Origin of the sequence: Solirubrobacter deserti, from assembly GCF_027587175.1 — a bacterium.
Classification (GTDB): Bacteria; Actinomycetota; Thermoleophilia; order Solirubrobacterales; family Solirubrobacteraceae; genus Solirubrobacter; species Solirubrobacter deserti.
In genome coordinates, this window is the sequence record NZ_JAPCID010000070.1 from 26,106 (window position 1) to 36,971 (window position 10,866).

General features: G+C 73.0%; 10 protein-coding genes. 8 read left to right on the forward strand and 2 right to left on the reverse strand.

Features of this window, described 5'->3' with window-relative positions:
- Positions 1-87: 87 nt before the first annotated feature.
- Positions 88-2,040, reverse strand: a complete 1,953-nt coding sequence (locus tag OJ962_RS31010; protein WP_202957640.1) for a TolB-like translocation protein — start codon at positions 2,038-2,040, stop codon at positions 88-90.
- Positions 2,037-3,959, reverse strand: coding sequence for a PKD domain-containing protein (locus OJ962_RS31015; RefSeq protein WP_270006838.1), 1,923 nt, complete (start codon positions 3,957-3,959; stop codon positions 2,037-2,039). The genes OJ962_RS31010 and OJ962_RS31015 overlap by 4 nt, the downstream gene beginning before the upstream one ends.
- A gap of 94 nt (positions 3,960-4,053) precedes the next feature.
- Here OJ962_RS31015 and OJ962_RS31020 point away from each other — a divergent pair, with 94 nt between their 5' ends.
- The 8 genes from OJ962_RS31020 to OJ962_RS31055 all read left to right on the forward strand — a co-directional run bounded on the left by OJ962_RS31020 (position 4,054) and on the right by OJ962_RS31055 (position 10,802).
- Positions 4,054-4,860, forward strand: a complete 807-nt coding sequence (locus OJ962_RS31020; RefSeq protein ID WP_202957642.1) for a phosphate ABC transporter substrate-binding protein — start codon at positions 4,054-4,056, stop codon at positions 4,858-4,860.
- Positions 4,860-5,816, forward strand: coding sequence for a PstC family ABC transporter permease (locus OJ962_RS31025; RefSeq protein ID WP_270006840.1), 957 nt, complete (start codon positions 4,860-4,862; stop codon positions 5,814-5,816). Before OJ962_RS31020 ends, OJ962_RS31025 begins: the two co-directional genes overlap by 1 nt.
- A 70-nt stretch (positions 5,817-5,886) precedes the next feature.
- Positions 5,887-6,870, forward strand: a complete 984-nt coding sequence (gene pstA, locus OJ962_RS31030) for a phosphate ABC transporter permease PstA (RefSeq protein WP_202957643.1) — start codon at positions 5,887-5,889, stop codon at positions 6,868-6,870.
- Positions 6,871-6,995: 125 nt separating this feature from the next.
- Positions 6,996-7,739, forward strand: a complete 744-nt coding sequence (locus tag OJ962_RS31035) for a phosphate ABC transporter ATP-binding protein (protein WP_407697554.1) — start codon at positions 6,996-6,998, stop codon at positions 7,737-7,739.
- Entirely contained in the window at positions 7,736-8,452 is a 717-nt protein-coding gene (locus OJ962_RS31040; RefSeq protein WP_202957645.1) for a hypothetical protein, read from the forward strand. The genes OJ962_RS31035 and OJ962_RS31040 overlap by 4 nt, the downstream gene beginning before the upstream one ends.
- A 10-nt stretch (positions 8,453-8,462) precedes the next feature.
- Positions 8,463-9,590: a hypothetical protein gene (locus OJ962_RS31045; protein WP_202957646.1), complete on the forward strand. Its 1,128-nt coding sequence runs from the start codon at positions 8,463-8,465 to the stop codon at positions 9,588-9,590.
- On the forward strand, positions 9,590-9,949 hold the full coding sequence (locus OJ962_RS31050) for a zinc ribbon domain-containing protein (protein WP_202957647.1): 360 nt from the start codon (positions 9,590-9,592) through the stop codon (positions 9,947-9,949). The genes OJ962_RS31045 and OJ962_RS31050 overlap by 1 nt, the downstream gene beginning before the upstream one ends.
- Positions 9,950-10,172: 223 nt before the next feature.
- Positions 10,173-10,802, forward strand: coding sequence for a DUF47 domain-containing protein (locus OJ962_RS31055; protein WP_202957648.1), 630 nt, complete (start codon positions 10,173-10,175; stop codon positions 10,800-10,802).
- The last annotated feature ends 64 nt before the right edge of the window (positions 10,803-10,866 follow it).

Sequence of the window (10,866 nt, forward strand, 5' to 3'; positions counted from 1 at the left end):
GCTCGGCAGCCTCCCGGAGTTCAGAGCCGGTGTGGAGGGGCGTTCACCAACTTGGAACAGACCCTTGACAGGTCCGCAACATGACATTCACTTCCGCTTCGGCGGAGCGCTGAAGCGGACGTTCGCCGCGCCCTGACGCGGTGCGCCGGAAGCCGGCGTGAAGACCACGCTCGCGCGCCCGTCGAGCTTCTTCTCACGCCGCGTGACCGCGTCGTACCGCTTCGCGAGCCTGACGTCGATCGTCACGTCGCCGGCCCTCCTGACGGTCTTGCGCGCCTTGCCCAGCAGCTTCGCCGAGCCGCGCAGACGGCCGTCACGATCGGGGACGCGCCCGCGGACCTCGACCGCGAGCCTGCCGCGTCCAGGCGCCCGCACGCGCAACCGCACGCGTCCCCCCGGCGCCTTGCGGATCACGACGCGCAGTCGCGCAACCTGTGGCGTCGGCGGATCGAAGACCTCCGCCGGCGGCTCCGCGGGCGGCTCGGGCGCGTCCGGCACCGGGGGCGCGGCGTCCAGGCGATCGATCACGAACACGTCGGCGCGCTGGTTGGCGTCGCCGAAGAAGAGGTTCTCCGCGTTGGAGCCGAACGTGATGCGGTGGCCACCGTCCGACAGCGATACCGGGCCCAGCGTGCTGGCCGCCGCCGCGGCGCCGTTGGCTCCCCGGACGGCCCGCTCGACCGTGCGGCCGTCCAGGTCGACGAGGTACAGCTCCTCCGCTCCCGGCACGGTGGTCGGGGTGTTCACCAGCCGCAGGGCGGGCAGCAGGAAGCGCGTGCGCTGCGTGAGCACGCCCGCCCAGCGCCCGTCCGGGGAGAGGGCCACCGCGGTGATGCTCGACGCGTCGGCCGGGTCGCGGTTGGAGCCTTCGCGCGTGAGCTCCACGCTCGCGGCGGTGCGCGAGAGCCCGTCGCGCATGTCGGTCATCCACAGGTCCAGCGCGTACCCGGGTGTGGGCGGTCGCGGCGGCGCCGACGTGAGGAACAGCACGCGGCGGCCGTCGGCGCTGAGAGCGGGCAGCGTGCCGTTGATGCCGGCGACGGACTGCTCGAACTCCGACAGCGGGCCGCTGCACGGTCCGCGCGTGCTCGGCGAGGGGTCGTACGTGGAGCAGCCGGGAAGCTCGGGCTCGGCGGGGCCCGTGATCCGGCGGGTGCCGCCGTCGTCCACCCGGCGCCACAGGTAGTACGCGGCCGCCGGGTCGGGGAACTCGCCGTCGAGAAAGCGCGTCTGCGCGCCGGCGTTGGCGCCCGGCCACGCGACGGTGCTGCCGTCGGCGCTGAGCGCGCCGCCGTTGCGGGCGCCGCCGGCGGGCTCGCCCGTCGCGGCGACGCGCGTGATCAGCTCGGTGCGCCGGGTCGAGCGCTCGCGTACCAGCAGCTGGTACGGCTCGGTGTCGGTGCCCGCGCGGGCCGGCAGGTCGGACGCGATGTCGACCGTGCGGAACAGGACGCGGTCGCCGTCGGCGGACAGGGACACACCGGGGCTGACGTCCGCGCCGGGGTTGCGCCCGGGTGTGTCGGGGTCGCGCGCCGCGTAGCTCGCCGGAGCGCTGCCGCCGTCGCGCACGGAGATCAGCTCGTACGCGCCGGTGACCATGTCCCGCACGTAGACGTCGATGTTGCCGTTGACGTCCTCGGGCACCAGCTTCTGGGCCGTCGAGAACGCGACCACGCGGCCGTCGGCCGACACGGACGGGTTGCGAGCGCCGCGCTGTTGGACGCCGCCTCCCAGGTTCCCGACGAGGTCGCCGGGCGCGACGAGCTCGAGCGCCCCCGTCGTGAGATCCCGCCGCATCACGCCTCCCTGCCAATGCGCGCCGGGCGGATCCGCGAACGTCGGCGGGAAGAGGTTGCGCGCCTGCGTGTCGAACACCACGTAGCGCCCGTCCGCGGAGATCGCCGCGTTGCCGGAGGCCTCGTCGCCCTGCTCGCGCAGCTCGAGCGACGCGGACACGATCTTCGCTCCCGGCGCGACCCACGCCTCAGCGGTCGCGACCGGCAGCGCGAGCGCGATCGTCAGTCCGGCGAGCCACCTCATGGCGACACCCGCTTGCTCGTGGTCACGCGGTTGCCGGCCTTGTCGGTCGCGCGCACGGTGACCGTGAACGGGCCGCCGCCGGCGTAGCGGTGCGAAGCCGTGCGGCGGGCGCTGGAGCGCTTGCCGTCGCCCCAGCGCATGCTGGCGGGCCCGGTGTCGGCGCCGCTCGTGCTCGAGCGGGCGCCGTCCCTCACCCTGACCTGGACGAGCCGGTTGCGGAAGCGCTGGACGCGCACGCGCGGCTTGCGGCGGTCCAGCTTGAGCTCGGCCGGGCGGCTCGTGGTCTCCTGCCCGCCGGCGTCCTCGGCGATCACCTGGACGACCTGCACGCCGTCGTCGAGGTTGCGTGAGCGCAGCGCGAGCTTGGTCCGGGTGAGGTTCTCGGCCACCGTGTCGTCGTCGACGGTCACGGCGTACTTGACGCCGCCGATCGCGTGCGCGGGGACCTCCCACTGGAGCTCGGGCACGGTGCGCACCCAGTCCACGGGCGTCTGGACGGCGAACGGGTCGGGCGGCGCGTCGACGACGACCGCGGCGATCTGCGGGCCGCTCTCGGGACCCTGCGCCCAGCCGACGATCGCGTCGCCGAGGCCGGAGCCCGCGAGGGCGAAGCCGGACACGATCCCGCCCACCGGGGCGGTCAGCGCCTGAGCGGTGGGGACGCCGTCCGAGCGGCGCTCGCTGACGCCGATGCCGCCGGCGCCGCCGCGGCGGACCTGCCAGGCGGCGACGGACGCGCCGGAGGCGGCGAGATCGACGACGGGCGTGCCGGGGATGCTGGTGCGGCCGTCGTCGAGCCGCTCGGGCGGGTTCACGGTGCGGTCGTCGGCGCCCACGAGCACGCTGCGCTGGCCGAGTCCGAACACGGTCGCCGTGTCCCCCACCCGGTCCACGGCCACGGACGGCGGCCCCACCGCGGCGGGGGCGGCCGCGCCGGCGCCGTCGACGATCCGCGGCGCGCCGAATCTGGCGGCGTCGGGCGAGGAGACCTCGGGGATCGTCGCGAGCATGATCCGCGGGCCGGGCAGCGGGCCGCCGGGCGCGGCGAGCTGGCGGTAGGCGATCGCGCCCTGGCCGAAGCCGGCGGTGTCGAGCGAGAACTGGTCCACGCCCGCGCGCAGCGGCTGCTCCTCCCACGTCGCGGGCGACACCAGCGTGGCAATGCCGACCTGGCCCGAACCGAAGATGCGGCGCGCCCAGACGCGATCGACGAACTGGTCGTCCGGCTCCTGCCAGGCGAGCAGGCCGTTGCCCTGCACGTCGATGGTCAGGCGCGGCGTCGCGCCCGCGGCGGGCAGCCGCAGCGGCGCGGCGGTGTTGCGGTTCAGCGGGAAGCCGAAGCCCGACCACAGCGCGCCGTCGTAGCGCGCGCCCCGCAGCTCGCCGCGCGCGTAGCCCGGCGGGTCGGCGGCGCCGGGCACCTGCATCGCGAGGTAGCTGATGAACGCGTTGCCGCTCGGCGCCATCGCGATCGACGGCCAGGTGCCCGTCGACTCGCCGACGTTGAGGTCGATCGGTACGGGCGGCTGGAAGCGGCGCGCGCCCGGGTCCAGCGCGGCGGAGTACAGGCGGTCGGTCGACGGGCCGTACTCCTGCACCCAGGCGACGACGAGCCGGCCCCCGTTGCCGGCGCCGATGGCCGGCCACGACGAGTCGAAGCGCTGGCCGTTGTCGACGCGCTGCGGTGCGCGCCAGCCGCCCCGGCTGTCGAACTGCGCGGCGAAGATGTGGATGCGGCCGTCGACGCGCTTGCGGTAGACGACCCCGCCCGTCCCGTCCGGCGCCATCGCGACCCCCCCGAAGTCGACGATCTCGGCCGACGGACCGTCGATGGGGGTCAGTGAGGAGATGCTCGCGCGCGCCGTGCCGGGAAGGCACGCCGCGCCCAGCAGCAAGACGAACGACACAAGCAGGCGCACCAGGCCGAACCTATGGCGAAGACATCACGCAATGGACCGTCTTTCACGAGATGAGCACATCTCGGCCACAATCCGCCGAGAGAGTGGCGGCGCGATGAAGCGCTCCCGTCTCCTGCTGCTCGCCGCCGGCACTCTCGCCGCGGCCACGTTCCCGACCGCTGCCCACGCCCAGTCGAAGATCCTCATGAGCGGATCGACCTCGGTCTACCCGCTCACGGCTGATCTCATCAAGGCGTACAAGAAGAACAACCCCAACACGAGGTTCACCGTCTCCCAGGGCGGCTCGGACGTCGGCATCGGGGACGTCGCGCGCAAGCGCGTGAACATCGGTATGTCCTCGCGTGACCAGCAGTCCGGTGACCCGGGCGGGCTGAACTTCTACAAGATCGCGCGCGACGGCGTGTGCATCGCGACGCACCCCGACAACAACCTCGCGAACCTGTCCCAGCAGAACGTGCAGGACATCTTCTCGGGCAAGGTCCGCCGCTGGCAGGACGTGCCCGGTGCGAAGGTCACGGGCCCGATCAACCTGAACGTCCGTACGCAGGCCTCCGGTACCCAGGACGCGTTCCGCAACATCTTCATGGGCCCGTCGCTGAACGTGACGCCGAGCGCCTCCCAGAAGGCGTCCAACGGTCTCGTCCAGACCGCGATCCGCAGCGACCGCAACGCGATCGGCTACCTCGACGTCAACTTCACCCAGGGCACCTACCCCGTGCCGTACAAGGGCGTCGCGTGCAACCTGCGCAACGCCAAGTCGGGCCAGTACCCCGGCGTCCGTAACTTCTGGTTCGTCACGGTCGGCCCCGCCAAGGGCGAGGTCAAGAAGTTCATCGACTTCGCGCGCTCTTCCTCGACGCAGAGCAGCGTCGTCGCGAAGAAGTACGTGCCGTACCGGTAGTGAGCGGCTGGTGGTCTGACCGGCGCGTCGGACCGGCGCTCGGCAGCGCGGGCGTGCTCGTGCTGGCGATCATCGCGGGGATGACGGTCTACGTCTTGCGAGAGGCGTGGCCGTCGTTCTCCGCCAACGGCCTGGCGTGGTTCGGCACCGGCGGCGACGCCAACGTGCAGCTGGAGAACATCTTCCGCTCGGAGCCGCCGTTCGAGTACATGCTGCGGGCCTGGCCGCTGCTCTACGGGACGCTGCTGTCCTCGGGTGGCGCGGTGATCTTCGGGCTCGTCCTGTCCACGCTGACGGCCGTGTTCATCGTGGAGTTCGCGCCGCCGTCGGTGGTCCGCATCCTCGAGCCCGTCGTGCGGCTGCTCGCCGGTGTGCCGAGCGTGATCTACGGGCTGATCGGCGTGCTCGTGCTCGTGCCGTTCCTCAATGACCACCTGATCTCCACCGAGCGCAAGGAGTCGGTCTTCTACGTGATCCAGCTGACGGGTCAGAGCCTGCTCGTGGCCACGGCGCTGCTGACGATCATGATCGTGCCGATCATGATCGCGATCGCGGTCGACGCCCTGCGCTCGGTGCCGTCTTCGTGGACCGAGGGCGCGCTCGCCCTCGGTGCCAACCGCATGCGCGTGATGTGGACGATCGCGCTGCGCGCCGCGCGTCCCGCGCTGGTCGCCGGCGCCGTGCTCGCGCTGGCGCGCGCGCTGGGCGAGGCGATCATGCTCGCGATGGTCTCGGGCGGCGTCATCTTCGCGCCCAACCCGCTCGACGGAAGCACGTTCTTCTTCGAGCCGATCCAGCCGCTCGCGGCCGCGATCGTGCAGGGCGCCGAGGGCATCACGGTCAAGCCGTACGGGCAGACGCTGTTCGCCTTCGCCGCCGTGATCATGGTCTCCAGCGTCGGCCTCTCGATCACCGGCTGGGCCGTGCGCCGCCGGCTGCGGAGGTTCGCGGCGTGAGATCCGCGAAGCGATCTCTCTGCCGAACTGGCCCCGCACCGGCGAAGCCGGTCGCGGACAGGTGGCGCCCGTGAGCGCGCTGGCGACACCCCCGCAGGAGCGCCCGCCGCGCCTGCGCACCGACCCGTCCGGGTCCTGGCGCGCGTGGCCGCTGCGCGACCGCGTCCTGCTCGGCCTGTGCTGGGCGGCCGGTCTGGCGCTGATCGCGATCGCCGCGCTGATCGTCCTCTACATGCTCGTCAAGGGCGTGCAGTACCTGCGGCCCGAGCTGCTGTGGGACCGGCCCGAGGCGTCGATCGACCAGTCGCGGTCCGGCGGCTTCCTGGACCCGATCCTGGGCACGGTCCTGATCGTCGTCGGCGCGCTCGTGATCGCGGCGCCGCTCGGCGTCGCGACCGCCGTGTGGCTGACCGAGTACGGCAAGCCCAAGTGGCTCGCGCGCATGGTGGAGTCCGGCATCGAGGTGATCGCGGGTACCCCGTCGATCGTGCTCGCGCTGTTCGGCCTCGCGTTCTTCGCGCAGGGCGGGCTCGGGTTCCTGTCGGCGACGGGCGAGGGCGGCGCCGTGTTCGGGCGCTCGCTGCTGATCTGCTGCGCCGTGCTCTCGCTGGAGGCGCTACCGCTGATCGTGGGCGCCACGCGTGAGGGCCTGCTGTCCACGCCGCGCCACGTGCGCGAGGCGTCGTACGCGCTGGGCAAGACGCGCGCGGCGACGATCCACCGCGTGCTGCTGCCGGTCGCGCGCCCGAACATCGCGACGGGCTGCGCGCTCGGGATGGGCCGTGTCGCCGGCGACACGGCGGTCGTGCTGCTGCTCGGCGGCGGCACGCTGCAGCTGACGACCAACGGCTCGATCCCGGGCCTGAACTATCTGCAGGGCACGGGCTCGACGCTCACGACGTACGTGTACGCGAACTCGCCCTCGGGCGAGGGCGGCGCGCCCGAGAAGGCGTACGCGGCAGCGTTCCTGCTGCTGGCGCTGGTGTTGGTGTTGAACTGGGCGGTCGACCGGATCGCGCGCGGTAGCAACGAGAGGCTGGGATGGACCCGCTGATGCCCCCGCCGCCGATCCGGCGGATCGTCGTCGACGCGCCGCACGTGGTCGTGCCGGCGCCGGAGCCCGAGACCAACGGCGCCGTCCGGATGCGCCCGCGCGTCACGACCGACGTGGTCGAGCGCATGCGCGTCGAGGAGCTCACAATCACCTACGGCCCGAAGGTCGCCGTCAACGGCGTCAACCTGCCCGTCCACCAGGGCGAGGTGCTGGCGCTGATCGGCCCGTCGGGCTGCGGCAAGACGACCTTGCTGCGGTCGCTGAACCGGCTCGTGGAGCTCACGCCGGGCGCCGCGCGCGGCGGCAAGATCGTGCTCGACGGCGACGACGTGGACGCGATCGAGGTCACCAGCCTGCGCCGGCGGATCTCGATGGTCTTCCAGCAGCCGAACCCGTTCCCGATGTCGATCTTCGACAACGTCGCCTACGCACTGCGCGAGCAAGGCTCCAAGCGCGTCAAGCGGGCGGAGCTGATGGCGCCGGTGCGCAACGCGCTCGAACGCGCGGGCCTGTGGGACGAGGTCGGCGACGACCTGGACCGGCCCGCGCTGCGCATGTCGGGCGGCCAGCAGCAGCGGCTGTGCATCGCGCGGGCGCTCGCCGCCGACCCCGAGGTGTTGTTGCTCGACGAACCGTGCTCGGCGCTCGACCCGCGCTCGACGGCCACGATCGAGGAGCTGATCCTGCAGCTGCGCGAGTCGCTCGCGGTCGTGATCGTCACGCACAACCTGCAGCAGGCGTACCGGATCGCCGACCGGGTCGCGTTCATGTACCTGGGCGAGCTCGTCGAGTACGGGCTGGCCGAGGACGTCTTCGAGCGCCCGCAGCACACACGCACCGCCGAGTACGTGGGTGGCGCGTTCGGATGAGGTGGCTCGTGGCGTGCCTGGCCCTGGTCGCGTTCGCGGGTTGCGAGTCGACCCAGGCCAAGAGCGCTCGGCTCGAGCGCCAGGCGCAGGCCGCCAAGACGGAGAAGGGGGTCGTCGTCACCCGCGACGCGCCCGAGATCGAGGTCGGCGAGGCCGCCGTGCTGCAGGACGCCAACGGCGCCGCCACGGCCGTCGAGCTGCGCAACAAGTCCGGCGCGCCGCTGGTCGGGCTGCCGATCAGCGTCTCGGTGCTCGACGCCGCCAAGAAGCCGGTCTACACCAACGACACGCCCGGCCTGGACGCGTCGCTGGTCAGCGTCCCCGCCCTGGCCGGCGGTGAGCGGCTGGTCTGGGTCAACGACCAGGTCACGCTCGCCGGCGAGGGCAAGGAGGTCACCGCGCGCGTCGGCACCGGCGGCAAGCCCGGCCCGCCCGAGCTGCCCGAGATGGAGATCACCGGGTTGAAGGTGACCACCGACGTCGGCGGCAGCGCCACCGGCGTCGGCACCGTCCACAACCGCTCGGACGTCCTCCAGCGCCGCCTGGTCGTGTTCGTCGCCGCCCGCAAGGCCGACCGCGTCGTCGCCGCCGGCCGCGCCATCGTCGAGCAGCTCCCTGCGGGCAAGTCCGCGAACTTCACCGCCTTCCTCATCGGCGACGCGGCGGGAGCCGAGCTCTCCGCCGCGGCGCCCCCGACCATCGTCACGCCGTAAGGACCCCGCGATGCAACACACCGCCCCACCCACTCCGCACGACGCGCCGACGGCCGAGTTCGCACCGGTCGGCGCCGCTTCGCCGCCGCACGGGGCGGCGGCGCCCCACGCCGTCCCCGCCACCGGGCAGTACGCGGCGGCGACCCCGGTCACCGTGCAGTACGGCGCGGCGGCCTTCGGCTCGGTCCCGGCGCACGCTCCCGTCGCGTCCGCCCCGGCCGACGAGGCCGGATTCTTCGCGCCGCGCCTCGGCCCCGACGGCGAGCCGTGCGCGAGCTGCGGCGCGCCGCTCGCGGCTGACCAGCGCTACTGCCTGAACTGCGGTGAGCGCCGCGCCGCCACGCGCGTGCCGTTCCCGGCCGCCGTCGCGCCGCAGCCGACCGCTACCACGGTCACGCACTCCACGCTGCCGGTGCGCCGGTCGCTCCCGCCGATGCCGATCTGGACGGGTCTGGCCGGCGTGGCGGCGGTCAGCCTCGGCATCCTCGCGGGCGTCGTGCTCATGAACGCGCGCGACGACGACCCGGTCACGGTGGCCGCCACGCCGACGCCGACCGCGTCCGTCGCCGCGGCGCCGCCCCCGGCGCAGTCGACGCCCGCGCCGGAAGCCGCGCCCGCGACCTTCACGCCGGACTGGCCCGCAGGCACCGACGGCTGGACGGTCCAGCTGCGGACGCTGCCCAAGGACGGCACGACGCCGGACGCCGTCGCCGCGGCCAAGAACGAGGCGTCGACGCAGGGCGCCGCCGACGTCGGCGCGCTCGACTCGGACTCCTATCCGTCGCTGGACCCGGGCCAGTACGTCATCTACTCGACGGTCTCCACCAGCCAGGCGGACGCCGAGTCGATCCTCGACGGCATCAAGGCCAACTTCCCGGACGCGAAGGTCGTCGAGGTCTCCCAGACTCCGGGCGGCGGCACCGGCGACGACAACACCACCGAGGACAGCGGCGACACCGGTGACTCCCCTCCCCCGACGAGCGACGAGGCGCTCAAGGAGAAGGAGCAGACGCAGACGCCGGAGGAGGCGCAGAAGAAGCTGCGCGACGCGCCGGACGAGCAGGCGACCGAGGGCGGCGAGCTGCCCGAGGCCGACGGCGGCGAGCCGGGCGGCGGCACGGAGGCGACGGAGTTCTGATGAAGCTGCGCGGCCGCACCTACGTCCCCGACCCTCAGCCGCTGCCGCCCGGCGGCGGCCGCTCGGTGAGCCCCGCCGAGCTCAACGAGCGCCGGCGCCGACTCGAGCGCGAGTTCGCCGAGCTGCAGTTCGACCTCGGCGGGCTCGCCTACGAGATGGCGATCCGCGACCACTTTCGCGTCGACCTGCTCGTGCGCCACGCGGCGCGGCTGCAGGCGCTCGACGCCGAGCTCGGCGCCGTCGAGCGGCTCGCCCGCATGGACGAGGGCGGCGCCGCGGGCACGTGCCCGAACTGCGACGCGCTGTACCCGCGCGGCGCGGCGTTCTGCTCGCAGTGCGCGCATCCGCTGATGCGATGACCCCGTTAGGGGAGCCCCCGGGCCCGACGCGGCGAGGAGAGAGAGGAACCGCGCCTGGCCCGGGGGGTGCTACCTGGCGCGCCGCTCCGGCTGCGCCGCGGCACAGTGAACCTCGCGTGTGGGAAGTGGCCGTGACCAGCTTGTGAATTGTTCATCGGACCTTCGCCGTGAAGAGTTTGTGAACGCCCTCGGCACGGCCCGGTGACCGCTGTACGGTCGGTTCGTGCTGCTGCGCAGGACCCGGCCTGACCCGGAGCTGCTGTCCCTGTTCGAGGAATCGGGCCGGAACGTCCAGCGTTCGACCATGCTCCTGCGCGACCTGCTGTCGGACTATCCCGAGCGGTCCACGCTCGCGCGCGACATCCTGCTGTGTGAGCAAGAGGGCGACCGGATCGTCCACGACATCCACCACCGCCTCGCCAAGCGCGGGTCGCGCCGCGCGCACCTGGACTCGGTCGACGTGCACGCGCTCGCCGGCGCGCTGGACGACATCGTCGACTTCGCCGAGGAAGCCGCCGACCAGCTCGCGCTCTACGGCGTCGAGGCGCCGATGGAGCAGGCCGAGGCGATGGCGGCCGTCCTGGTCAAGTGCGCCGACCAGGTCGCCCACTCGCTGCGCGGGCTGCGCAACGGGCTCGACGTCGGCGCGCAGCTCGTGGAGATCCACCGGCTCGAGAACGAGGGCGACAAGCTCCAGCGTGCCGCCCTCGCCGACCTCTTCGTCGCCGGCATCGACCCGATGATCGTCATCCGCTGGAAGGACATCTTCGACACGATCGAGAGCGCCATCGACGCGTGCGAGACCGTGGCGAACGTCCTCGAGGGAATGACGCTCAAGCGGGCGATGGCCTAGCTCTCCTGCCTTCAGAGGTTGTGAACGTCTGAGAAGACGTCCGGGCCCGTCCTGAGGCTCTGCG